Here is a 24,736-nt window from a genome sequence, read left to right on the forward strand (position 1 = left end):
CACACGAAATCAGGATCTGAACAATGGCCACAGAAATCCGCGTTCCAACTCTCGGTGAATCCGTCAGCGAGGCAACCGTCGGCACCTGGTTCAAGAAGGTCGGCGACGCCATCAAGGCCGACGAGCCGATTCTCGAGCTTGAAACCGACAAGGTGACCATCGAAGTTCCAGCGCCGACCTCCGGTACGCTTTCGGAAATCGTTGTCGCCGCCGGCGAGACCGTCGGCCTCGGCGCGCTGCTCGGCCAGATCGCCGAAGGTGCTGCTGCTGCCGCGCCCGCTGCTGCGGCACCGGCCGCCGCTCCTGTCCTGCCAGCCGCGGCTGCTCCTGCTCAGCCGGCGCCGGTTGCCGCTGCTGCCGCATCGTCGAGCGCTTCCGTCTCCACCATGCCGCCGGCACCGGCGGCTTCGAAGATGCTTGCTGAAAACAACATTTCGGCCGATCAGGTCGATGGCAGCGGCAAGCGCGGCCAGGTGGTGAAGGGCGATGTCATCGCTGCCGTCGCCAAGGGCATTTCGGCTCCGGCGGCAGCACCGGCTGCAACGCCTGCCGCCCCGCGCGGCCCGTCGACGGTCGAGGATGCCTCGCGCGAAGAGCGCGTGAAGATGACGCGCCTGCGCCAGACGATCGCCAAGCGCCTGAAGGATGCGCAGAACACCGCCGCGATGCTGACCACCTACAATGAGGTGGACATGAAGGCGGTCATGGACCTGCGCAACAAGTACAAGGATATTTTCGAGAAGAAGCATGGCGTCAAGCTCGGCTTCATGGGCTTCTTCACCAAGGCGGTGACGCATGCGCTGAAGGAATTGCCGGCGGTCAACGCCGAGATCGACGGCACCGACCTCATCTACAAGAACTATTGCCATGTCGGCATGGCCGTCGGCACCGACAAGGGCCTCGTCGTTCCCGTCATCCGTGACGCCGACCAGATGTCGATCGCCGAAATCGAGAAGGAACTCGGCCGTCTTGCCAAGGCAGCCCGTGACGGCTCGCTCTCCATGGCCGACATGCAGGGCGGCACCTTCACCATCACCAATGGCGGCGTCTACGGTTCGCTGATGTCCTCGCCGATCCTCAATGCGCCGCAGTCCGGCATTCTCGGCATGCACAAGATCCAGGAGCGTCCGGTGGCGATCGGCGGCCAGGTGGTTATCCGTCCGATGATGTATCTGGCGCTGTCCTACGATCACCGCATCGTCGACGGCAAGGAAGCGGTCACCTTCCTCGTGCGCGTCAAGGAAAGCCTGGAAGATCCGGAACGTCTGGTTCTCGATCTTTAAGGGAGCTTTCCATGCGAAACCGGATCATGCGAGCGGCGCGTCTTCTTCTCTGCGCTGCCGCCGCGCATGTCCCGGTTTCAGCAACGGCGGCCGGCTTAGATATCAGCAAGGCAAGCAGCAATTTCGAACTGGTGGCGCTCAGCGACGCCGAACTCTCCGGCCGGTCGATCGGCGTGATCCATATGGGCAATGTCGAGCTGACCTCGGGGCGCATCGTTGCGGCCGATCCGCTCGCTCAGCCCGATCGTCCGGCGCTGGCAAGAACGGTTGCGCAGGGCGAATATCCGGTGACACTCTACCAGGCCTTCGGACGCATCGCGGCCGCCAGCATGCGGTTTGCCGCGGGCAAGCCGGATCACTGGGAGCTTGCGGTCCTGCCCGGGCAGGATGTAGCGACACTGAAGGACGGCGAGATCTTCGGTTACCCCGTCGATGCCGGCCTCGGCTGTTACATGGATGCCGAGACGCTTGGTCTGATCGGAGAACGTGAAGCGCAGGTGCAGGCGCAAAAGCCTGACGCCGACATCAATTATTACGACGACGTGCTGGCATCCGACCTCGACGCCAACAAGGGCAGTTACGCGCTGCACCGGCCGGTCGCCGGCAAGAAGGGCAATGTCGCGATATTCTGGAGCGGTTGGGGCGACGGCTTCTATCCGGTTTTCTGGGGGCTCGATCGCGATGGCCGGGCGCTGGTGCTGCTGACGGATTTCAGCGTTGTCGAGAATGCCGACGGGCGGAAGGAGCCGAAGCTGCAATGAGCAGGAGGATTGGGATCACGGCGAAACGGAAAGGCATGGCTGCGATCGCAGCCGCCGCGTTTTTCGCCGTTCCGTTATCGACGCTCAGCGCCGCCTGCAAGCAGGAACAGGCCATTTACGTCGATCGCGACGGGGCATACGAGTTGCGCTTTGCCCCGCTGAATTCACAGTCGGCCGCGGCGAGCAACCAGTTCAAGGTCAGTGCTCTCAAGACGCCGGTGGTGATGGAAGGCTATGTCATGCCGTCGGAAGATCCGGTGCGCGCCATCGGCATCTTGATGTTCAATTGCCCCGAGGGTGACGCGACCGGTGCCGATCTTAATGCCTGCACCGTCTGGCAAGGCGCCGTCTATGGCATGGATGCCAAGGGCGAGATGGACAATCTGCAGCCGGAAGGTGCCGCGGCGGCCGAAAAGCTCGTGTTCCCCGGTCTCGGTCCCGCCATCCGCCAATCCAGCGCCTGGGGCGAGGGCAAGGCTACCTTGGCGCCCTGGGACGTGCTGACATTCAAGGAGTGCGCGATATGAGTAATGCACCGGTTGTTCTCGTGACCGGCGGAAGCCGGGGCATCGGCGCGGCCGTCTCGCGGCTCGCCGCGCGCCAGGGCTGGCGTGTTGCGGTGAATTACGCTTCCAACCGCAAAGCCGCCGATGCCGTCGTTGCAGCGATTGCCGAAGACGGCGGCGATGCCGTGGCGATTGCGGGCGATGTCGGCAAGGCTGCGGATATCGTCGCGATGTTTGCAGCGGTCGATCGGCATTTCGGCCGGCTCGACGGGCTCGTCAACAATGCCGGCGTCGTCGACTATCCGCAGCGCGTCGACGAGATGGCGGCAGAGCGGATCGAACGCATGATGCGCATCAATGTAACCGGCTCCATGCTCTGCGCCGCAGAGGCCGTGCGCCGCATGTCGAGCCGCTATAGTGGGCGGGGCGGCGCGATCGTCAACGTCTCGTCGATGGCGGCGATCCTCGGTTCGCCAACGCAATATGTCGATTATGCCGCCTCGAAAGGTGCGATCGACACGTTCACCATCGGGCTTTCGCGCGAGGTCGCCGCCGAGGGCATCCGCGTGAACGCTATCAGGCCCGGCGTCATCGAAACCGATCTCCATGCATCCGGCGGGCTGCCGGACCGGGCCCGTGAAATGGCGCCATCGATCCCGATGCAGCGCAGCGGCACGCCCGAGGAGGTGGCGGATGCGATCCTCTATCTTCTATCCCCTTCGGCTTCCTATATAACCGGCGCGATCCTTAACGTGAGCGGCGGCCGCTAAAAGACAGGGCGAAAACAGCATGCCTTACATCCTCGAATTCCTCGGCCTTATGGCCGTCTTCTCGATCTTCATCGTCGTGCCGGGGGCCGATTTCGCCGTCATTTTGCGCCAGAGCATCGTGCATGGGCGGCGCGCCGCCATCATGACCGGGCTCGGCATGGGCTTCTCGCTGCTCTTTCATATCAGCTACACGATCCTCGGCCTCGGCCTGATCGTCTCGAAATCGCTGATGCTGTTTGCGGTCATCAAATGGGCTGGTGTCGCCTATCTGGTCTATCTCGGCATCAAGTCGTTCCGCGACCCCGGCTTCAAGGTGCAGGAGATCGAGGTGACGGCCGAGGATCGCAAGCCGGTCTCGATGCTGAAATGCCTCGGCATGGGTTTCATCACCAATGCGCTGAACCCGAAGCCGGTGCTGTTCTTCCTGTCGCTGTTTTCGACGCTCGTGCATCACGACACGCCGGCGCTGATCCAGTTCTCGTACGGCATCGGCATGGCGACGGCGCTGATCGCTTGGTTTGCCGGCGTTTCCTATTTCTTCACGGTCAAGGCGATCCGTGACCGCTTCATTGCCAGCGGCAAATGGTTCAACCGCATCACCGGAGCGGCGCTCGTCGGCTTCGGCTTCCGCCTCGCGCTGTCGCGCGCGGCCGACTAAACGAAAAATCCAAAGGGAAAGAAGCAATGTCCTACGATGTGATCATTATCGGCACCGGCCCGGGCGGCTATGTCTGCGCCGTCAAAGCAGCCCAGCTCGGCCTCAAGGTCGCTGTCGTCGAAAAGCGCGCGACCTATGGCGGCACTTGCCTGAACGTCGGCTGCATTCCGTCGAAGGCCCTGCTGCATGCCTCCGAAATGTTCCATCAGGCCGGCCACGGCATGAGCGCTCTCGGGATCGACGTCCCGGCGCCGACGCTCAACCTCGGCAATATGATGGCCCACAAGGACGCCACGGTGAAGTCGAATGTCGACGGCGTCGCCTTCCTCTTCAAGAAAAACAAGATCGATGCCTTCCAGGGCAGCGGCAAGATCGTCTCGGCAGGCAAGGTTGCCGTCACCGCCGACGACGGCAAGGTGCAGGAGATCGAAGGCAAGAACATCGTCATTGCCACCGGCTCCGACATTGCCGGCATTCCCGGCGTGCAGGTCGAGATCGATGAGAAGACCATCATCTCGTCCACCGGCGGCATCGCGCTGGAAAAGGTGCCGGAAACTCTGATCGTCGTCGGCGGCGGCGTCATCGGGCTCGAACTCGGCTCGGTCTGGTCGCGGCTTGGCGCCAAGGTCACCGTCGTCGAATATCTCGACACCATTCTCGGCGGCATGGACGGCGAAGTCTCCAAACAGTTCCAGCGCATGCTCGCCAAGCAGGGCATCGATTTCCATCTCGGCGCCAAGGTGACCGGCGTCGAAAAGGGCGACAAGTGCGCCAAGATCACATTCGAGCCGGCCAAGGGCGGTGACAAGGTGACGCTCGACGCCGACGTCGTGCTAATCGCCACCGGCCGCAAGCCCTATACGGCGGGTCTCGGCCTGGAAGAGGCCGGTGTTACGCTTGACAATCGCGGCCGCGTCGAGATCGACGGTCACTTCAAGACCAATGTCGCCGGCATCTATGCGATCGGCGACGTGGTCAAGGGTCCGATGCTGGCGCACAAGGCGGAAGACGAGGGTGTGGCGCTCGCCGAAATTCTCGCCGGCCAGCATGGGCACGTCAATTACGAGGTGATTCCGAGCGTCGTCTACACGCAGCCGGAGATCGCTTCGGTCGGCAAGACCGAGGAAGAACTGAAGGCCGCGGGCATCGCCTACAAGGTCGGCAAGTTCCCGTTCACGGCCAATGGCCGCGCCCGCGCGATGCTGGCGACAGACGGTTTCGTCAAGATCCTTGCCGACAAGGAAACCGACCGGGTGCTCGGCGGCCATATCGTCGGCTTCGGCGCCGGCGAGATGATCCACGAGATCACCGTGCTGATGGAGTTCGGCGGCTCGTCGGAAGATCTCGGCCGTACCTGCCACGCGCATCCGACCATGTCGGAAGCGGTGAAGGAGGCCGCGCTCGCGACCTTCTTCAAGCCGATCCATATGTAATCCTACATATCGTAACAAAGCATACAGCCGCTTGCCGGAAGGCGGGCGGCTTTTTTAGACTAAACCTTCAGCGCTTTCGACGCGGTGCGCAAAGGCGGCATCGAACCGCCATTCCCTGCTTGCAGGTCGATGCCGCTTATTTTGACAACCCTATTCCCCTGCGCCCGACAAGATGGGCACGGCAGGTGGAGGGAGGTTCAGTCGAAAAAGCCTGCATCCTCTTCCCTGAGATATCTCCTGGCTCGTTCAGCGTCGATATCGACGCCCAGCCCCGGCGCTTCCAGTAGGTCCACCATGCTGTCCTTCACGATCTGCGGCGGCAAGCCGATGACAAGATCCTCCCACCAGGGGTCGGAAGCGGTCGGATATTCGAACGCGACGTAATTTGCCGGCAACGTGGCGCAGACATTGATCAACGCGCCGAGGCCCAGCAGGCCGTTAGCGGTGCCGTGCGGTGCCATCAGGATCGAATGCATGTAGGCATGCTCGGCGACCCATTTGAGCTCGGCAATGCCGCCAACGTCGGCTGGATCGGGGCCGATGACGCGTACCGCCTGCGTCTCGATCAGTTCTTTGAAATTGTGCCGCAGGTAGATCTGCTCACCAGTGTGGATTGGCGTCGAGGTGGAGGTTGTCAGTTCCCGGTAGGCCTGCGGATTGACCCACGGCACGTAGTCGCCGGTCAGCATGTCCTCGAGCCACATCAAATTGTACTTCTCGACCGCGCGAGCGAACTTAATTGCATCGGGCAGCATCCAGCCCGGGCCGCAGTCGAGCGCCAGGCTGACTTTGTCGCCTAGCACCTCCTTCATCGCGATCACGCAGTCGAGCATGTGATTGAAACCGCGCTCGCTGATCACGCCTTGATCCATGGCGCCGTGATAGCCGGCCTTGTTCTGCGTCACGCCGTAGTGGAAGCCCTCGATGGTGTCCTTCATGTTGGAGTGGAACGAGATTCCTTGCTTGACCATGAAGAAGTTCTGCGGCTGCTCCATCATCCATTTGACGTCAGCGGCGTAATCCTCCGGCCGGTCGCCGGTGCGCTTCTGGCGAACTGAGCCGTTGTAGACGCGCACCTTGTCCCGCACCTTGCCGCCGAGCAGTTTATAGGCGGGCACGCCCGCGGCCTTGCCAGCAATATCCCACAGCGCATGCTCGATAGCGCTCACCGCCGCGCCGTACGGCTTGAAAGAGCCGCGTTGGCGGATCTTCAGCATGACTCTCTCGACGTCGGTCGGATCCTCGCCGACCAGCGCCTCGTGGAAATGCAGCACAAAGGGCTTGAGGTAGGACTTGGTGAATTCGACTTCGCCCAAGCCATAGAGGCCCTCGTCCGTAACGATGCGCACGATCGGGTGTTTGCCAATAACGGCGCAGCGGAGATCAGTGATCTTCATCTTCGTTCCTTTTCGCCTCAGCTCCAGGTGCGATCCCAGGAATACTCATCGTCCCAGTGATCCGTAGGCTGCCAAATGCCGGTGACGCCCGGCTGCAGATGCTGCGAGATCACCTCGTCGACAACGTCGTCAATCCCCAGGCCGGGCTTGTCCGAAACAGTGATGAAGCCATTCTTCACCAGCGGCCCGGGAAGGCCCGTGACGATATCGTCCCACCAGTCGACATCGGCGGAATGGTATTCGAGCGCCATGAAATTTTCGGTCGCGGTCGCGACATGTGCCGCGGCCATTGCGGCGATTGGACTTTCTGCCATATGGATGGCCATGGCGACGCCCTGGTCCTGCGCCATATCACCAATCTTCTTGGTTTCGAGGATGCCTCCACTGGTGAGCAGGTCCGGGTGGATAACGGAGACGCCGCCGCTGTTGAGCAGAGGCTCGAAGCCCTCCTTGAGGTATATGTCCTCGCCAGTGCAGATCGGCACCGTGGTGGCGTCCTGCAGTTGTCGGTATTGCTCGGTATACTGCCATGGGATCACATCTTCGAGCCAGGCCGGCACGTATTTTTCAATTCGCCGGGCGAGGCGAATGCCGTTCTGCATCGAGATATGGCCGATATGATCGATGGCGAGCGGCACATCCATGCCGATGACCTCACGAACCTCGGCGATGTATTGCTCAAGCAGGTCGAGGCCCTTGTCGGAAAAGTGGAGGCCGGTAAACGGGTGCTGGACGTTATGCAAATCGTACGCAGCGTTGCGGACACGCCGCTCTTCAATGGTCTTCAGCGGCCCGCGACTGGGACCGTCGCGGTATCCTTCCAATGAGCCGGCAGGAAAGACGACGGCTCCGGGCACATCCGCGATCTGCATCAGTCCCAAATCCATCTTGAGGAAGGTGAAGCCGAGTTCCATGCGCTGCTTGAGGCGCTTGCCGGTCTCGGTGCCGCTCGGCACGGTGGCGTCGGTATCGCAGTAGACGCGCACTTTCTCCCGAAACCGGCCGCCGAGCATCTGGTAGATAGGGACACCATAGGCCTTGCCGGCAAGATCCCACAACGCGATTTCAACCGCGGATACGCCGCCGCCTTGCCGTCCGTGCCCGCCGAACTGCTTGATCCGGCGAAACAGGCGGTCGATGTCGCAAGGGTTCTCGCCAAGCAACCGGCTCTTCAGCATCAGCGCATAGGTGGCGCTGGCGCCGTCGCGCACCTCGCCAAGCCCGACGATGCCCTGGCTGGTGTAAATCTTAAGCAGCACTGAGGTGAACGGCGCGCCGACAATTTCGGCTACCCGCATGTCGGTGATGCGAAGATCGGACGGCTTGGAATGCGTGTTCACCCGATTGAGCGCCTCGTCGGCTCCATCTGCCTCTGGCATAATTTATCCTCGTTTTGGTCGGCTGGGCTCATCGCCGTGCACGCTGGGTTGCTAGTCCAGCTCTATCTCGTGGTTTTGAAGGTAGTCGCGGTTCATTTCGACGCCGAGACCGGGCTTGGGCGTAAGCTTGAGGCTACCGTTCGAAACATCGAGTGGTCTGTCGATGAGGTGATCGTATTTACCCAGGTTCCACTCCGACGTTTCGAGTTTGTAGAAGTTGGGAACGGTCATCATCACCTGCGCTCCCGCAACCACATTGATCGGCCCTGCGGCGTCATGCGGCGAGACCGGGATGTAGTAGGCTTCGCATAGGGCAGAAATCTTCTTGAGTTCGGTAATGCCGCCGGTCCATGTGACATCAGGCATGATGTAGTCAGCGAGCTTGTTTTCGAGCACCGGCACGAAATCCCACTTCGTGTGGCCGCGTTCGCCCCACGAGATAGCGGCGCTGACCTTCTCACGGACCTGTCTGAGAGCGTTGAGGCTCTCCGGTGGACAGGGCTCCTCGAACCAGTCGATCTGACCAGCTTCCTCGAGGCTTCGACAAAGGCGAATGGCGGTGGGAACGTCGAACCGGCCGTGCGCATCGATGAGGATGTCGACATCAGAGCCCGCCGTTTCGCGGATCAGAGCAGTGAGTTCGGCGGCTTCGCGCTCATCTTTGCGGGTCATGCTGCCATCGAGGTAGCCGTCCCGCTGTTCGCGAAACTGTCCATCGGCGGTGCGGCCTTGGTGGGGGAAAGGATCGAACTTGAGCGCCGTGTGGCCGGACTCGACAATGTCTCGAATTTCGCGGACCACAGCCTCGTTGCTGGTAAATTTGGCCTGGTTGGGATGGGTGTAGAGCGCAATTTCATCGCGTACCGGTCCACCCAACAGTTCGTAAATCGGCTTACCGAGGACTTTGCCTCGGATATCCCAGAGGGCTATGTCGATGGCGCTCACGCATTCGACTGCGGCACCCCGACTGCCCATGTAGGTGAAGCTGCGGAATATCTTGTGCCACAGATACTCAATACGCGCCGGGTCCTCGCCTGTCACAGCGGCACCGATCTGCCGCAGGATCGTGCAGAGGGCGCGATTAGCGAGCCTTGTCGTGGTGGTGATTTCTCCCCAGCCGCTCACCCCCTCGTCGGTCGTCACTTCGACGAACAGATACTCTCCCCAATAAGAAGCATCGGACTTGATCAGCCACGGCCGAACGCTGGTGATTTTCATCTCAACTGCCTTTATCTGAAGTGGTCGGGATAACGATATTCGAGGCCTCTATCCTGCCCGAGCGGCGTTTCGCGCACGCATGTGTTCGAGGATGTGCCGGCCGGAGCCCTCGACATGGCGTGCGATGAGTTCGCCTGCCTCGTTCGCATTTCCCGCTTTTACATGCGCGATGAGCTCGCGATGCTCGCTAAGGATCGCGGCACGCCGGGCGAGCGTGAAGTTGAAACGCCGGCTCACGGCTCGAAGCACTTCGCGATGCTTCCACCAAAGCTCGGCGGCATGGCGGTTGTAGTGCCTTTGGTACATTACGGTGTGAAAGGCGGTGTCCAGCTCGCTGTGCCTGAACGTGTCGGCGAAGTTGTTCTCTTCGATCAAGCCCTGGATGCGTTCGAGTTCAGCAATGTCCTCGACGGTGGCCATATTCACGAACCATCGCGTCAGTGCCGGCTCGATCAAGACTCCTATTTCGTAGATGTCCCGAACAAAATCCTGATCTATGGGCCGGACGCGCGCCCCGCGGTTGGGAACGAGGGTGACGAAGCCCTCCCCGCGCAATAGTTGCAGAGCCTCTCGCACCGGGTTGGTCGAGGTGCCGTGGCGCCGGGCGAGATCGGTGACGACAAGCCGTTCGTTGGCAGCGAGCCGCCCTTCAATAATGTCGTCCCTGATCAACTGATAAAGCGAGGCGCCCTCGCTGGAGGCCCCGATAGCGTCGATCCCCTCGGGTGGCTGCGCTTTAAAATCGCTTGTTTCGGCCAAAGCTGTCCCCATCAATACATATATTGCTTCGATATCACGCGACGATTATCTAAACAATGTACGATTTCTCCAGTTGACAGGCAATCTTCGATCTGAAAACGTATGATCTGTCCAAAGAGATACATTGGCTGAAAACGACCCGCAGCCAATGAGCAAAGACCGCTCGCCTCGATGCAGAGCGGCATGGGAGAACCTGGAGGATACCTATGTCGAGGATTTCATTCGGTGGTGCCGTCCTGCGCGGCACTGTTTCCACTGCTTTGATGATGTCGTTGATGTCCGCGTCGGCGCTCGGAGCGTCGGTCGACTTGAGCAAGTGGTCGCCGCAATATGTGCGTTCGATTGCTGGCACACAGGATTTTGACACGGCGGCCGATTGCGCCAAGGTCACTCCGCTCGACTATAAGGGGCGACTGACTTTCTGGTATCAGGGCGTGTTCGAGGGCGACCCCGACCTCCTGCGCCAGTATTACAAGGAGTTCTTCGAGACCTTCCGCAAAACCTATCCAAACATCGAGCTTGAGGAACAAGCCCTCACCTATAATGACCTGCTGGACAAGTTCCGGACCGCGCTCCTTGGCAATGCTGCGCCCATGGCGGTCCGCCTGCAAATCCTGGGCGGCACCGAGTTCGCCTCAAAGGGCTATTTGCAGCCGCTCAAACCCGAGGATGTAGGGTATTCGACCGAGGATTTCTGGCCGGGCGCAATGAAGGCTGTAACCTGGGAGGGGGTGACTTACGGCATTCCCACCAACAACGAGACGATGGCGTTCATCTGGAACGCCGACATCTTCAAGCGTGCAGGCCTCGATCCGGATAAGGCTCCGGCAACCTGGGACGACGTCGTCAAGGATTCCAAACAGATCCACGACAAGCTCGGCATTGCCGGTTACGGTCTCGTGGCTCGCAAGAATGCCGGCAATACGCCGTACCGTTTCATGCCGCAGCTATGGGCCTATGGTGGTGGCGTCTTCGACGAAGCTACCGCCAACCCGACCTATAAGGAGGTCGAACTCAACAGTCCGCAGAGCAAGGCGGCATTGCAAGCCTCCTACGATATGTATGTTCGCGACAAGTCGGTTCCGGTTTCGGCGCTCACCAACCAGCAGGCCGACAACCAGCCGCTCTTCCTCGCTGGCCAGCTCGGCATGATGATCTCGCACCCGTCCGACTACAACGTCATGCTCGACCTGCAGAAAAAGGCGACGGATACCGACAAGGACAAGGCGCAGACCGTAATCGACAACATGCGCTACGGCCTGATTCCGACTGGCCCCGACGGCAAGCGTGCCGTCGTGTTTGGCGGCTCCAACATTCACATCCTGAAGCCCGAATATGTCGAGGGCGGCAAGGTAGACGAGGCGGCTGCAAAGGCTATCATCTGCATGTGGACGAGCCCCGAATGGTCGCTGAAGATGGCCTATGCCGGCTCGAACCCGGGAAACCTTAACGGCTTCAAGACCAAATGGATGAAGGAACGTCTTGATAGTATCAAGTTCCTTGATGTCACGACCTCGATGCTTCCATACGGCATCCCGTTCCCGGCGCTGCCACAGTCCCCCGAGATCATGAACATCATCGTCCCGGACATGCTGCAGAATGCCCTGACCGGAGCCATGACCGTCGACCAAGCGGCTGATGACGCAGCCAAGAAGGTAAAAGACCTGATGGACGGCGGACTCTAGTCCAAGCCAGACGATCTGACCGGCTGCGCCTCGATTGCAGCCGGTTTGCTCCGAAGAATAAGGGCGCGGCACTGTGACGATCTTGACTGGCAAGGCCGAGGCTCGACGAAGACCGCAACTCGATAGGTCCGGCGTGCTGCGAAAGATTTGGCAGCATCGCGCTGACTACGCGTACGTGCTTCCTGCGATCGCCGTGATGCTCATCGTCATAGCCTACCCTATCTACTACACGATCGAACTGTCGTTCTTCAACACACCGCCTGGCCTGCAGCTGCGGGACAAGATTTTCATCGGCCTCGACAACTACATCTCCATCCTCACAAGTCCGGTGTTCTGGAAGGTCACCTCGAACACTCTTATCTGGACACTGGGATCCACTTTCATCTCATTTGTCCTGGGGTTTGCCAGCGCCCTGGCGCTCCATCGTGACTTTGTCGGCCGTGGCATCCTGCGCGCCGTCCTGATCATTCCCTGGGTCATCAGCGCGGTCGCCGCGTCCTATATCTGGAAGTGGATCTACCATTCGGACTTTGGGATCATTGGGGCGGTGCTGGTCGGCCTCGGATTGGCCGACCGGCCGCCGAATTTCATCGACAGCGTCAGCACGGTGCTGCCCTCGCTGATCGTCGTCAATATCTGGCGAGAGTTTCCCTTTGCCATGATCATGATGATGGCTGGCCTGCAGACGGTTCCCGACCAGTTGCTACGCGCCGCAAAAGTCGACGGAGCCAATGCATGGCAGCGGTTCTGGCACGTCACCTTCCCGCACTTGAGAAACGTCTCGACTGTGACGATCCTTCTGCTGGCAGTGGCCAACTTCAATTCTTTCATCATCCCCTGGATCATGACCGGCGGCGGGCCGTCGAATGCATCGCATATCTGGATCACCCATATTTATGAACTCGCCTTCGGCCGCCAGCGCTGGGGAGTGGCATCGGCCTATTCGGTGCTGCTGTTCCTGATCCTGATGTCGCTCGGCTACTTCTACGTCCGTGCGCTGAGCGGCAACGAGCAAAAGGACGGGAGTTGATGAGCACGATTGCCGAGACTGCTCATCGAGGCCGGGCGCGTCGCCGTATGCGCATCGATGGATGGCGGTGGGGCGGACGCATCTTCCTTGTGTTCATGCTGCTTTACACCGCATTACCGATGATCTGGATGCTGATCACCTCGATCAAGTCCGGCTTCGCGGCCATGCAATTCCCGCCGCAATGGTGGCCAGACCACCCCACCCTCGCCAGCTACCAAAAGCTGCTCGATCCGCAAAACAGCGTCGGCCAGGACTTCCTGCGCTTCTTTTGGAACAGCCTTTTCGTCTCCACCGCCACGACCATCCTTTCGGTGATCGTGGCAGTTCCTGCGGCCTACGCGTTTTCACGCTTCACCTTCCCGGGCCGGAACTTTCTGTTCTTCGCCGTCTTGCTTCGGAACATGTTCCCGGCAGTGATCTTTCTCGTGCCGCTCTTCATCCTGATGCGCGCGATCGGGCTGGTGAACACGCATGGGTCGCTCGTCCTCACCTACCTCACATTCGGCCTGCCGCTGGCAATCTGGCTCCTCAAGGGCTTCTACGACAATATCCCGGTGCAACTCGAGCAGGCGGCGCGCATCGACGGGGCAACGCGGTTCCAGGCCTTTTTCCTGATCGTGATGCCGCTCTCGGCGCCAGGAATTATCGCCACGGCGATCTATTCCTTCATTGGCGCGTGGAACGAGTACATCTACGCCTACACCTTCCTCTCCAAGAACGATCAGTTGACGCTGCCGGTCGGCATTCAGCGCTTCTTCTCGGAAAATACAACGGACTTTCCGGGTCTGATGGCGGCCAGCTTCATGATGAGCGTGCCCGTCGTGGTCCTGTTCCTTGTCCTGCAACGATACTTCGTACGCGCCCTCACGGAAGGCGCAGTCAAGCACTAGGGGAGTTGCCGGTGGCCCACGTGGTCCTCAAAGATCTGGTCAAGACCTATGGCAGCTTCAAAGCTGTCAACAATGTTTCGCTGACGGTCAACGACGGCGAATTCGTTGCGCTCGTCGGCCCTTCAGGCTGCGGCAAGACCACCACACTCAATCTTGTGGCAGGGCTCATCCCCATCACATCCGGCGACATCGTCATCGGCGACCGGGTGGTCAACGACCTCGACCCCAAGGACCGGGACATCGCAATGGTGTTCCAGAACTACGCGCTCTATCCGCAGAAATCGGTCTACAAAAATCTGGCGTTCCCGTTGCAGATGCGCAAACTGCCAAGGGACGAGATCGACAAGAGGGTCAAGGAAGCAGCGCGCGTGCTCGATATGACGCAGCTGCTCGAGCGCAAGCCACGCGAACTTTCGGGCGGGCAACAGCAGCGCGTGGCGCTGGGCCGTGCCCTCGTTCGCGATCCAGCGGTATTCCTGATGGATGAACCACTCTCCAACCTCGACGCAAAGCTGCGCGTGCAGATGCGGTCGGAGATCAAGCGTTTCCACCAGGACCTCAAAGCAACGATCATCTACGTGACGCACGACCAGCTCGAAGCGGTCACGATGGCCGACAGGATGGCGGTGATGAATGGCGGCTACCTGCAGCAATACGATTCACCGGCGCAGGTCTTTGCCCATCCGGTGAACATGTTCGTCGCCAGCTTCGTCGGCAGCCCGGCGATGAGCCTTGTTCCGCTGGAAGCATCAACGGCAAGCGGCAACACCGTGTTGACCAGCGCGGAGGGCTGGTGCCTCGAACTCTCGCCAAACAACGCCCAGAAGGTCGCCAGGGCAACCACCAAGAAAGTCGTCCTCGGCGCACGTCACTCGACGATCAAGCTGCACAAGAGTGCGATGCCTGGAAGCATCCCGGCAAAGGCCTACACGGTGGAGCCGACCGGGGACGTCACCTTCGTACAGGCGTTGCTGTCCGGCGCCATCGTCAATGTCAGCGTGCCGCCGACCATTGCCGTCGCGCCCGACGAACAGATTTGGCTCGAGTTCGATCAAGAGCGGATGCATTTGTTCGACGGCGAAACAGAAATGGCCCTCAAGGCCAACTGAGACCAAGCCGATGTGTGTGAAACGAGGGCGTTGATGACTACGAAGCTTAAAATCACGGCGATCAAGCCCTATCCAGTATGGGTAGGAACGCGCAACCAGATGCTGGTCAAGGTCGAGACCGACAACGGCATCTTCGGCTGGGGCGAGAGCGGCTTGAGCGGTCGCGAGAAGGCCGTGGCCGGCGCGATCGAGCACTATCGCGAGTTTCTCATCGGCCGCGACCCGATGCAGATTGGTCGGATCTGGCAAGAAGTTTATCGCAGCCAATACTTCGAAGGAGGGCGCGTTCTGCAGGCGGCGATTTCAGCCATCGACATTGCCCTTCACGACATCAAGGGCAAGGCGCTGGGGGTGCCGGCCTACGAATTGCTGGGCGGTAAACAGCGCGACCGCATTCCGACCTTCGCCTCGACCGGTGACGAGGCCGAGGGCGATGTTGCCATCGAGCGAGCCCGCGAACTACGCGCACAAGGGTGGCAGGCGATCCGCTTCTTCCCCATCGGGCAAAACAGCAAGGACGTCTTTGAGCCGCGGGAGTCGATCGGCGCTACCGCAGCTATGCTAAACAAGGCGCGCCAGGCACTGGGCGACGAGGTCGTCCTCGGCATCGATTACCATCATCGGCTGTCGGTGGCAGAAGCGGCGAGCTTCTGTAACAAGCTCGGCCGTGGCGTGCTTGATTTCCTTGAGGAGCCGATACGAGACGAGACACCCGAGGCCTACGAATCCCTGCGCACGATGACCGACATCCCGTTCGCCATCGGCGAGGAATTTGCCAGCAAGTGGCAATTCCTGCCCTACATCGAGCGTGGCATACATCAATTCAACCGGCTCGATGTTTGCAATGTTGGCGGGCTCACCGAAGCGATGAAGGTCGCTGGTTGGAGCGAGGCGCACTATGTGGACCTGATGCCGCACAATCCCCTCGGCCCCGTCTGCACGGCCGCGACCATCCATCTCGCCGCCGCGGTACCGAATTTCGCTTGGCTCGAGACCAGGGCGCCCGAAGCGAAGCTGGGCTTCGATAATTCCGACTTCTTCCCCGTGCAACCACGGCTCGACGGTCCCGACTATCCGGTCAACGATCTGCCGGGGCTCGGCGTCGAGGTCAACGAAGAGGCGGTCAAGGCGGAGAGCTTTCGTTTCTGGGAAGCGCCTCACCTGAAGCGCCGCGACGGTTCTGTCACCAACTGGTAGTTTCATCCACCGGAGCACAAAATGACACATACGCCCGACATTACGCGACCGCCCAAAGAGTTGATCGACGCACTGAAAGAAATCGGCGCCGCGACCGTTGCCGGCACGCTTGGCCACATGGGCTTCCGCAATCCGCACATGGTCGGTCCCGTGGCGCAGAATCACGGGAAGTCGATCGTCGGGCCCGCCCTGACGCTTCAATTCCTGCCGCAGCGGCCGGACCTTTTTAACGAGGGAGAGTATGCAGGTCCGGAGACGCAGTTGCACCGCCATGTGCTTTATCACGTGCAGGAGGGCGATGTGGTCGTCGTCGATGCGCGCGGCGACATGAGTTCTGGCGTCTTCGGCGATATGATGTCGACCTATTTCAAAGGCAGAGGCGGCGCTGGCATCGTGATCGATGGCTGCATGCGCGATCGGCCCAATGTCGAGAAGCTGGATCTGCCTTTATGGCTGCGCGGCTGGACACCCAACTATCATGTGCAGACCGGCATCTATCCCAACGCCGTCAACGTCCCGATTGCCTGCGGCGGTGTCACGGTAATCCCCGGAGACATCATCGTCGCCGACGATGACGGTGTGGTGATGCTTCCGGTCGCAATGGCCTCGAAGGTCATCGAAGAATCGCAAAAGCATCACGATTGGGAGGAGTTCTCGCGAGTGAAGCTTATGGAAGGCGGGTCGTTGCAGCGCTACTATCCGCTGCATGACGATGCCCGCGGAGAGTACGAAGAGTGGCGCAAGACAAACCGCTTGGGAACAACCTAGCCAATGGATTACCCTATAACAGGATGATTTTAGGCCCGGTTGGCCTGGAATCATCCTGTTCTAAATTAAAGAGTTAGAGCATGACGTTGTCCGAAAACCGCGCACACTTTTCGGCATCATGCTCTAGTCTGGTTGTTGAGAATCGCTGAGATCAACATCTGACGAAGGTCGAGAAAATGCAGCAGCCGTCCATCATGGCTTACAGTCTCAGCCAGCGCTTCCTTCATTGGACGGTGGCGCTGCTGATCTTCTTCAATCTGCTGTTTCCCGACGGCATGAATGTCTGGCATCGGCTGATGCGCAGGGGGCAGGTGCCGACGCCGGAGCAGGTTTCGTCGGCGAATATCCATGCTTATGTCGGCATCGCCATCCTGCTGCTTGCGATCGTCCGGCTCGGGCTGCGTGTTACCAAAGGCGTGCCGGCCGAGGCCGCCAAGGAACCGGCGATCTTCCGTCTTGCCGCGCGGCTTGCCCATGCCGGTCTCTATATCCTGATCTTCGCCATGCCGCTTACGGGCATCGCCGCCTACTATTTCGGCATCAATCCCGCCGGTTCGCTCCACGCGGATATCCTGAAGATCATTCTCTGGGCGCTGATCGCGGCGCATGTCGCCGGCGCGCTCGTCCATCATTTCTATTGGAAAACCAATGTGCTGCGCCGCATGACGTTCGGCTGATTGCTGGTTCAGTTCACCGCACTGACCGTGAAGCCCTGCCGGCGCAGCAGTTCGATGACGCCGGCCTTGCCGGGCAGGTGCAGGGCGCCGACCGCCATGAAGACGTTGCCGCCGTCGAGGATCGGGGCGGCGCGCTCGGCCATCACCTTGTTGCGGTCGAGGATGACGCGCTGTTCGAAGGCGGCATAGTCGTCATCTTCGCCTTCCTTCTTCGGCGTCACGGTCTTCAGCATCGGCATGGTCATGCCGATCTCGCCGGAGAGATAGAGGTCGGTAATTGTTTCCACGACATCGCTCATCTTGTCGCCGAGCTCCAGCGTCTCGATCAGCGACTTCAGATGGAATTCGACCGGCAGGTCGGCCATGGCCTGGATCTGTTCGGCAAGGGTTTCCAGCCCCTTCACCTGCTTGCCTTCGGCAACCGCGTCGGTGGCAATCTTCTGGTCGAGGAACTGCACGCCTTTCGCCTTGCGGGCGATCTCGCAGGCCGGCAGGGCAACGGCGCTCGAAATCATCCAAGGCCGCATGCGGGAAACGGCACTGAGCGGAATCCCGCGCTGCTTCAAACCGGCTTCGAGGCGCTTGTAGTCCTCGGGGGAGAGCAGCTTGTCGATCGTCGTGCCGTCGGTGAACATCGTCAGCTCCGGCCTTGCGAGCAGGGCGGCGGTCGCCTTCCTTTCGTCGAGGATCTCGTCGGATTCGATGATGATCGTGTCGGCGGCGTCGTGGGCTGCCTGGGCGCGCGGCGGCAGGACCAGAACACGCGGATCGGTGACGTGCATGCTGCCGAGCAGCCATGACGGCGCAAGCCCCGGCTTCTCGATCTTCCAGAAGATGCCCTTGCCGTTCGGGGTTGCGTCGGCTTCCTTCAGCGCCTCGGCATAGCGGGCGGGGTCGTTCTGCTGCAGCTCGACCATCAGATTGCGGCCGGTGCAGGCCGCCTCTTCGGCCGCAGCCGGTCGCGCAGCCAGAAAGGCCACAAACAGGGCCGCAAGAAGCAGCATGTGAAAGGCGGCAATCAGCCAGAGCAGCAGATTGCCGGGTGCTGCGAGAAAAGTCCGGCGGCCGATCGATGTCGTCATGATGATGTTCCGGTCACATGCCTTGTGGTTTCATGCTCTACGCCCGGCTTGCGCATATTCCTTTAAGAGAATGCGTTAACGAAAGCTTAGAGTCGTTCTTGCTCCGGCAGAATTTTCAATCTGACCAGAAAAGGTTCTAAGCGCGCGGGTGCGCCCGATCATACACCTCGAGCAGCCGCGACGCATCGACGCCGGTATAGACCTGCGTTGTGGAAAGGCTGGCGTGGCCGAGCAGTTCCTGGATGGTGCGCAGATCGCCGCCGCCAGCAAGCAGGTGGGTGGCGAAGGAATGGCGCAACGCATGGGGTGTCGCGGTCTCCGGCAGGCCGAAGGCACTGCGCATCTTCTGCATGGCGCGCTGGATGATCGCCGGCTGCAGCTTGCCGCCGCGGGCGCCGCGAAAAAGGGGCTCGCCGGGTTCGAGGTGATAGGGGCAGAGCGTGCGGTATTTCTCGACGGCGTCGAAAACCACCGACAGCAGCGGCACCAGCCGCGTCTTGTTGCCCTTGCCGGTGATGCGCAGCGCTGTGGCGCCCTTTTGCAGGTCGGAGGGAACGAGACCCAGCGCTTCGGAGATGCGTAGGCCGCAGCCGTAGAGCAGCGTCATGACAGCCGCATCGCGCGCGGCGATCCAGGGTTCGTCATGGAGCTGGGCTTCATTGCTGACGACGGTGATCGCCTGCGTGTCCGACAGCGGCTTGGGCAGCGATTTCGGCTGTTTCGGCGAGCGTATCGCGCTGGCGCCGGCGGCATTGACCAGACCCTTCTTTTCCAAGTGGCGCAGCAGCGAACGAAGGCCGGCAAGATTGCGGCCGAGCGAGCGGGCCCCGGAGCCCTGCTTGCGCCTGGCTGCGAGAAAGGCGCGGAAATCGGCGGGGCGCAATTCCCTTATATCGCCAAGCGTCGCCGGGCCGGCGAGGTGGCCGGTCAGGAAGGTTAGGAACTGGCGGGTGTCGCGCTCATAGGCATCGAGCGTGTGCTCGGAAAGACGGCGCTCGCTGGCGAGGTTTTCGAGCCACGCGGCCCGTTCCGCCATCAGGCGCGAATCGGCGATAACAAGCAGTTCATTCACATCGCTGGCCTTGAATTTGCCTTCAAGTCCGCCAATTTGGAGCAGGAACGGTTATGGAATTGCTAATGCCGGCCAAACCCTTGTCATCCCTAGATCATATTTTACTGCGATAGCTTTATACCCATAGACAGGATCTTTCATGGCACGGCGCGATTCCATGACGGCTTTCGGACAGCTCGCGGAAGCGATCGCTCTCGTTTCACAGGGAAAACCCGGTCATATCGTCGATAGGCTGATTGCCGAACGCGGCCAGAGGATCGTGAAGAATCCGCTCTGGCCGGTTATGCGGCCGTTTCTCTACACGCTGCTGCGCTACAACAAGGCGATCGAATTCGCCAATGCCGTCGCCAAGATGCCGGGCTTCCAGTCGTTCGAATATCTGAGCGACGTGCTGAAACTCGATATCGGCATCACCAATGGCGAACGCATCCCCGATACCGGTGGCTTCATCCTCGTCAGCAACCATCCCACAGGCATCGCCGATGGTGTCGCCGTGTTCGATCTGCTGAAAGCGCGTCGGCCGGATATGATGTTTTTCGCCAATCGCGATGCCATCCGCGTCAATCCGCGGTTTGCCGAGATGATCATCCCCGTCGAATGGCGGGAGGAGTACAAGAGCAAGCTCAAGGCACGCGAAACGCTGCAGTTGACCAATCACGCTATGCGGCAAGGCAAGGCGACGGTGCTCTTCCCGTCAGGCCGCATCGCCTACTGGGCGAACGGCCGGCTCAACGAACGTCCATGGAAAACCTCGGCCGTCGGGCTGGCGCGCAAATACAATCTGCCGATCCTTCCCGTCCATATGACGGCGCGTAATTCCGGCCTGTTCTACTGGCTGGCGAAATGGTCGACGGAGCTTCGCGACATGACGGTGTTCCACGAACTGTTGAACAAACGCGGCGATCGCTTCGATTTCGTCATCGGCAATCTCATTCCGGCCGAACATCTGGACGGCGACCTCAACGACGTGACGAAGGCGCTGGAGAAGCATACGGTGCACGACATGGCAGCCAATGGCGACGCGACTTTCATGCCGGTCGGCCCGCCGGCTGCGGCGATGCCTCGCAAGCTTTCCGTTCCTGCACTCTAATGCATGTCGTCCGGAAGTGTGCTGCGGTTCCGGGATGACGACATGCATAAAACAAAGGACTTTAAATCCATCGGCTTTGCCATGACGGTCGATATCCGCGTGATCCGCGATCGATTGCCGCGGGAGATCGCAGACCTCGAAAGCGAGGCCCGGCAAGAGGGCCATCTCCATATCAGCCGCGTTATCGCCGGATGGTCGGCTGGAGACCTCAGATTCGAGCGTGACGGCGAAAGGCTGCTCGGCGCCTATGTCGGGAAGGCGCTCGCCGGTATCGGAGGCCTGACCATCGAACCCACCCTATCCGGAGCGTTGCGAATGCGACGTTTTTACATCCGTCCAGAGATACGCCGGCATGGCATCGGGCGGATGCTGGCCCTGGCTCTGCTGGATCATGCGCGGGCCTTCTGCAGTATCGTCACCGTTCATGCGGGAAATGCCGACGCGGCCAAATTTTGGCAGGCGCTTGGATTTCAGCTCTACGAGCGGGACGGCGATACACATTGTCTCGAAATCCTCCCCCACATTCCCTCCGGTCGGCCTCATGATGTTTCGGGCTGATTCTTCACGTTTTAAGCCTCACGCACCGATCTCCTTGAGGCGGATGGCCTGACGCGCCAGCAACCGCTCGACATCGGCAACATCGAGCGCCGAGAGCTTGGCGCCCGGCTTGCGCAGGGTGGCGGATTTGATCACGCCGCGCTTGGCGAGCACATATTTGCGCGAGGCAAGGCCGATGCCCTGCTGTTGTTCGTAGCGGGCGAGCGGCAGATAGGCATCGAAAATCGCATGGGCACGATCGAGGTTACCGGCCGCATAGGCCCCGACGACGCCAACCATCATCTCAGGATAACAAAAGCCGGTCATCGCGCCATCGGCGCCGCGGCCCATCTCTTCGGGCAGGAAAAGTCCGCCATTGCCGCAAAGGATGGAGATGCGCCGCATGGTGCCCTTGTCGCTGGCGGCGCGAAGCGCGGTGATTTTTGAAAGGCCCGGCCAATCCTCGTGCTTGAGCATGACGCAATTCGGCACCTCATTGACGATGCGCTCGATAACCTTGGGCGCGATCGTCACGTTGGTGGTGAGCGGATAATCCTGCAGCACGAAGGGCGTATCGCCCAGGACTTCACCGACCGATTGGTAGAAGGCGAAAGCCTGGTCGTCGGTCTTGACGGTCCAGGGCGGCGCGACCATGACGCCGGCAGCACCCTTGCCGATGACGGCTTCGGCAAGTTCGCGCATCGGAGCAAGCCCCGGCGCCGAAACTCCGACGACGACGGGAAGACGTCCGTCGAGGCGCTTCAGCACACGCTCGACCACGGTCCGCGATTCCTCCGCGGTCAGCTTCGGGGCCTCGCCGAGTTGCCCAAGCACCGTCAGGCCGGTGACGCCGGCGCCCTCGTAGAAATCGACCATGCTGTCGATACTGGCGAGATCGAGCGCGCCGTCATCGGTGAACGGGGTTACGGCGATCACGTAGACGCCCTTGGCATCTTCGGTCAGTCTGGCCATTGGTGCTCTCCAATTCAACGGCCGAAGAACAGCGCTTCGGCATTTCGAACAAAGATCTTTTCGGCAATGTATGCGGCCAATCGCTCGTCCAGCAAGCTTTCCGTATGGGAACGGGCGATCGCGCGGAATCTTCCTGCGCCGGATTCTGCGCCCGATGTGCGTCCCGTCTTTGCGGTTCCAATTGCATCGATTTGCGGGCATGGTCTCGCCCGATGAGCACAGATTCGTCCGATCTCTTTGGCGCGCTTTTCGGGGCACCGCCCGCGAACCGAACGGTTCCCGTGCTGGTGCCGATGCCGGCGCCAAAACCCTATTCTTATTCGGTGCCTGATGGCATGGCGGTCGAGCCCGGCTCGGTCGTGCAGGTGCCGCTCGGGTCGCGGCAGGTCATCGGCGTCGTCTGGGACGGCGGCGAGGATGGGGTCGATCCGAAGAAGCTCCGGCCGATCAGCCATGTCTTCGACTGCCCGCCGCTTTCTCGGGAGATGCGGGAATTCATCGATTGGGTCGCGACCTATACGCTCTCGCCGCCCGGCCTCGTCGCCCGCATGGCGCTCAGGGCGCCAAATGCCTTCGAGCCGGAGCCGATGGTGGAGGGGTTGAATCTCGTCGGCGGCGAACCGGAGCGGATGACGCCGGCGCGCGCCCGGGTGCTCGACACGGCCTCCGACGGCTTGTCCTGGACCCGCAGCGGCCTTGCGCATGCGGCGGGTGTGTCGACCAGCGTCGTCGACGGGCTGATCACGCTTGGCATATTCGATACGATATTTTTGCCGCCGCCGCCGGTGGTGGCGATGCCGGATCCGGATTTTGCCGCCGCACGCCTCGAAGGGCCGCAGAAGGCGGCAGCCGAGGAGATCGTTTCCGACGTCCGCAAGGGCGAATTCTCGGTGTCGCTGATCGACGGGGTGACCGGCTCCGGCAAGACCGAGGTCTATTTCGAGGCGATTGCCGAAACGCTGAAACGCGGCAAGCAGGTGCTGATTCTGCTGCCGGAGATCGCGCTGACGGCAAGTTTCATGGAGCGTTTCCAGGATCGCTTCGGGGCGAAACCAGCCGAATGGCATTCCGATCTTGCGCCGCGCATGCGCGAAAAGGTCTGGCGCCAGGCGGTGACCGGCGAGGTGCGCGTCGTCGCCGGCGCCCGCTCGGCGCTGTTCCTGCCGTTCGAGGATCTCGGTCTGATCATCGTCGACGAGGAGCACGATCCTGCCTACAAGCAGGAGGACCGCGTCTTCTACAATGCCCGCGATATGGCTGTGGTGCGCGGCCGGATCGGCGATTTTCCCGTCATTCTGGTGTCGGCGACGCCGTCGGTCGAAAGCCAGGTCAATGGGCAGAGCGGGCGCTACAGCACCGTCCACCTGCCGACGCGTTTCGGCGATGCGGCGCTGCCGGACCTGCATCTGGTCGACATGCGCCGGCACGCGCCGGAACGCGGCGGCTTCCTGTCGCCGGTGCTGATCCGGGCGATCGGCAAGACGGTGGAGAAACGCCAACAGGCGCTGCTCTTTCTCAACCGGCGCGGTTATGCGCCGCTGACGCTCTGCCGGGTCTGCGGCCATCGCTTCCAATGCCCGCAATGTTCGAGCTGGCTGGTCGAGCATCGCTTCCGAAAGCAGCTGCAATGCCATCAATGCGGCCATGCCGAGCGCACGCCGGAGGCGTGCCCGGAATGCGGCACGCTCGACCATCTTGTTGCCTGCGGGCCAGGCGTCGAGCGCATTGCCGAGGAGGTGGAACGGCATTTCCCGGAGGCGCGAACGATCGTCCTCTCCTCGGATATCGTGGGCGGGGTCAAGCGGCTGCGGCTGGAGCTGGAGGCGATCGCCAAGGGGGAGGCCGATATCGTCATCGGCACCCAGCTCGTCGCCAAGGGGCATAATTTTCCGCTGATGACGCTGGTCGGCATCATCGATGCCGATCTCGGCCTGGCCAATGGCGACCCGCGCGCCGCCGAGCGCACCTTTCAGCTTCTGTCGCAGGTGACGGGCCGGGCCGGGCGCACCGGTCTCAAGAGCCATGGGCTGCTGCAGACCTATCAGCCGCAGCACCCTGTCATGCAGGCGATTGTCTCAGGCGATTCCGACGCCTTCTATGAGCGCGAGATCACCGAACGCGAACGCGCTATATTGCCGCCCTTCGGCAGGCTCGCCTCGATCATCGTTTCGGCCGAGACCCGCCATGATGCCGAAAACCATGCGCGCGGCATGCGCAATGCGGCGCCGCAGGTTTCAGGCATTTCGGTGCTTGGCCCGGCCGAAGCGCCGCTGGCGCTGGTGCGCGGCCGCCATCGCTTCCGCCTCCTGGTGCACGGCCGGCGCAACTCGGACATGCAGGGGTTTTTGCGGGCGATGCTGTCGCAATCGCCCAAGGAGCGCGGGTCGGTACAGGTGCAGCTCGATATTGATCCGCAAAGTTTCCTATAAATCATAACGCCGCCATTTCCTCCTTTTCCGGCCC

Annotated in this window: 23 protein-coding genes; 16 read left to right on the plus strand and 7 right to left on the minus strand. The window is 61.1% G+C overall.

Features of this window, described 5'->3' with window-relative positions; all coding sequences use genetic code 11:
- The first annotated feature begins 23 nt into the window (after positions 1-23).
- The 6 genes from odhB to lpdA are packed head-to-tail and all read left to right on the plus strand — an operon-like array spanning position 24 to position 5,411.
- On the plus strand, positions 24-1,283 hold the full coding sequence (gene odhB / locus HJB84_RS06105) for a 2-oxoglutarate dehydrogenase complex dihydrolipoyllysine-residue succinyltransferase (RefSeq protein WP_221115494.1): 1,260 nt from the start codon (positions 24-26) through the stop codon (positions 1,281-1,283).
- Between the two features lie 11 nt (positions 1,284-1,294).
- Complete coding sequence (locus tag HJB84_RS06110; RefSeq protein WP_221115495.1) at positions 1,295-2,044, plus strand: DUF4241 domain-containing protein; 750 nt, start codon at positions 1,295-1,297, stop codon at positions 2,042-2,044.
- Entirely contained in the window at positions 2,041-2,571 is a 531-nt protein-coding gene (locus HJB84_RS06115) for a hypothetical protein (RefSeq protein ID WP_221115496.1), read from the plus strand. Before HJB84_RS06110 ends, HJB84_RS06115 begins: the two co-directional genes overlap by 4 nt.
- Positions 2,568-3,320, plus strand: a complete 753-nt coding sequence (locus HJB84_RS06120) for an SDR family oxidoreductase (protein WP_221115497.1) — start codon at positions 2,568-2,570, stop codon at positions 3,318-3,320. The genes HJB84_RS06115 and HJB84_RS06120 overlap by 4 nt, the downstream gene beginning before the upstream one ends.
- 19 nt (positions 3,321-3,339) lie before the next feature.
- A complete protein-coding gene (locus HJB84_RS06125) occupies positions 3,340-3,978 on the plus strand; it encodes a LysE family translocator (RefSeq protein WP_221115498.1) in 639 nt (212 codons plus the stop codon).
- A 26-nt stretch (positions 3,979-4,004) separates the two neighbouring features.
- Complete coding sequence (gene lpdA, locus HJB84_RS06130; protein ID WP_221115499.1) at positions 4,005-5,411, plus strand: dihydrolipoyl dehydrogenase; 1,407 nt, start codon at positions 4,005-4,007, stop codon at positions 5,409-5,411.
- A 197-nt stretch (positions 5,412-5,608) separates the two neighbouring features.
- On the opposite strand, the gene HJB84_RS06135 is transcribed toward lpdA, so the two are convergent.
- From HJB84_RS06135 to HJB84_RS06150, 4 genes are read right to left on the minus strand one after another with little or no spacing between them, the layout of a single operon-like run.
- A complete protein-coding gene (locus HJB84_RS06135; protein ID WP_221115500.1) occupies positions 5,609-6,808 on the minus strand; it encodes a mandelate racemase/muconate lactonizing enzyme family protein in 1,200 nt (399 codons plus the stop codon).
- A gap of 17 nt (positions 6,809-6,825) precedes the next feature.
- On the minus strand, positions 6,826-8,187 hold the full coding sequence (locus HJB84_RS06140) for a mandelate racemase/muconate lactonizing enzyme family protein (RefSeq protein ID WP_221115501.1): 1,362 nt from the start codon (positions 8,185-8,187) through the stop codon (positions 6,826-6,828).
- Between the two features lie 51 nt (positions 8,188-8,238).
- The gene (locus HJB84_RS06145) at positions 8,239-9,405 is read right to left on the minus strand and encodes a mandelate racemase/muconate lactonizing enzyme family protein (RefSeq protein WP_207582086.1); all 1,167 of its coding nucleotides are present in this window, start codon (positions 9,403-9,405) and stop codon (positions 8,239-8,241) included.
- A gap of 48 nt (positions 9,406-9,453) precedes the next feature.
- The gene (locus tag HJB84_RS06150) at positions 9,454-10,164 is read right to left on the minus strand and encodes a GntR family transcriptional regulator (protein ID WP_207582085.1); all 711 of its coding nucleotides are present in this window, start codon (positions 10,162-10,164) and stop codon (positions 9,454-9,456) included.
- Between the two features lie 206 nt (positions 10,165-10,370).
- On the opposite strand from HJB84_RS06150, the gene HJB84_RS06155 reads away from it, so the two are divergent.
- The 7 genes from HJB84_RS06155 to HJB84_RS06185 all read left to right on the plus strand — a co-directional run bounded on the left by HJB84_RS06155 (position 10,371) and on the right by HJB84_RS06185 (position 17,520).
- A complete protein-coding gene (locus HJB84_RS06155; RefSeq protein WP_207582084.1) occupies positions 10,371-11,849 on the plus strand; it encodes a sugar ABC transporter substrate-binding protein in 1,479 nt (492 codons plus the stop codon).
- A 73-nt stretch (positions 11,850-11,922) separates the two neighbouring features.
- A complete protein-coding gene (locus HJB84_RS06160; RefSeq protein WP_207582083.1) occupies positions 11,923-12,879 on the plus strand; it encodes a carbohydrate ABC transporter permease in 957 nt (318 codons plus the stop codon).
- The gene (locus HJB84_RS06165; RefSeq protein WP_207582082.1) at positions 12,879-13,769 is read left to right on the plus strand and encodes a carbohydrate ABC transporter permease; all 891 of its coding nucleotides are present in this window, start codon (positions 12,879-12,881) and stop codon (positions 13,767-13,769) included. The genes HJB84_RS06160 and HJB84_RS06165 overlap by 1 nt, the downstream gene beginning before the upstream one ends.
- Before the next feature lie 11 nt (positions 13,770-13,780).
- Positions 13,781-14,878, plus strand: a complete 1,098-nt coding sequence (locus tag HJB84_RS06170) for an ABC transporter ATP-binding protein (RefSeq protein ID WP_207582081.1) — start codon at positions 13,781-13,783, stop codon at positions 14,876-14,878.
- Positions 14,879-14,911: 33 nt separating this feature from the next.
- Positions 14,912-16,075 (plus strand): mandelate racemase/muconate lactonizing enzyme family protein, encoded by a 1,164-nt coding sequence (locus HJB84_RS06175; RefSeq protein ID WP_207582080.1) that lies wholly within the window; start codon positions 14,912-14,914, stop codon positions 16,073-16,075.
- 21 nt (positions 16,076-16,096) lie between these two features.
- Positions 16,097-16,843 carry a ribonuclease activity regulator RraA gene (locus tag HJB84_RS06180; RefSeq protein ID WP_221115502.1) on the plus strand — a complete coding sequence of 249 codons (747 nt, stop codon included), beginning with the start codon at positions 16,097-16,099 and terminating at the stop codon, positions 16,841-16,843.
- 176 nt (positions 16,844-17,019) lie between these two features.
- Positions 17,020-17,520 (plus strand): cytochrome b, encoded by a 501-nt coding sequence (locus HJB84_RS06185; protein ID WP_207582078.1) that lies wholly within the window; start codon positions 17,020-17,022, stop codon positions 17,518-17,520.
- Between the two features lie 8 nt (positions 17,521-17,528).
- On the opposite strand, the gene HJB84_RS06190 is transcribed toward HJB84_RS06185, so the two are convergent.
- Both HJB84_RS06190 and HJB84_RS06195 read right to left on the minus strand, forming a co-directional pair.
- Entirely contained in the window at positions 17,529-18,602 is a 1,074-nt protein-coding gene (locus HJB84_RS06190; RefSeq protein WP_221115503.1) for a TraB/GumN family protein, read from the minus strand.
- A gap of 136 nt (positions 18,603-18,738) precedes the next feature.
- Positions 18,739-19,674 (minus strand): tyrosine recombinase XerC, encoded by a 936-nt coding sequence (locus tag HJB84_RS06195; RefSeq protein WP_207582076.1) that lies wholly within the window; start codon positions 19,672-19,674, stop codon positions 18,739-18,741.
- Positions 19,675-19,813: 139 nt separating this feature from the next.
- On the opposite strand from HJB84_RS06195, the gene HJB84_RS06200 reads away from it, so the two are divergent.
- Together HJB84_RS06200 and HJB84_RS06205 are read left to right on the plus strand one after the other, a co-directional pair.
- The gene (locus HJB84_RS06200) at positions 19,814-20,764 is read left to right on the plus strand and encodes a GNAT family N-acetyltransferase (protein WP_221115504.1); all 951 of its coding nucleotides are present in this window, start codon (positions 19,814-19,816) and stop codon (positions 20,762-20,764) included.
- Between the two features lie 81 nt (positions 20,765-20,845).
- Complete coding sequence (locus HJB84_RS06205) at positions 20,846-21,322, plus strand: GNAT family N-acetyltransferase (RefSeq protein ID WP_221115549.1); 477 nt, start codon at positions 20,846-20,848, stop codon at positions 21,320-21,322.
- 18 nt (positions 21,323-21,340) lie between these two features.
- Here the strand turns inward: HJB84_RS06205 and HJB84_RS06210 are convergent, their stop codons facing one another.
- Positions 21,341-22,273 carry a dihydrodipicolinate synthase family protein gene (locus HJB84_RS06210; RefSeq protein WP_221115505.1) on the minus strand — a complete coding sequence of 311 codons (933 nt, stop codon included), beginning with the start codon at positions 22,271-22,273 and terminating at the stop codon, positions 21,341-21,343.
- 212 nt (positions 22,274-22,485) lie between these two features.
- On the opposite strand from HJB84_RS06210, the gene HJB84_RS06215 reads away from it, so the two are divergent.
- Positions 22,486-24,702: a primosomal protein N' gene (locus HJB84_RS06215; RefSeq protein ID WP_221115506.1), complete on the plus strand. Its 2,217-nt coding sequence runs from the start codon at positions 22,486-22,488 to the stop codon at positions 24,700-24,702.
- Positions 24,703-24,736 lie beyond the last annotated feature (34 nt).

Source organism: Rhizobium sp. NZLR1b (assembly GCF_019685155.1).
Taxonomy (GTDB): Bacteria; Pseudomonadota; Alphaproteobacteria; order Rhizobiales; family Rhizobiaceae; genus Rhizobium.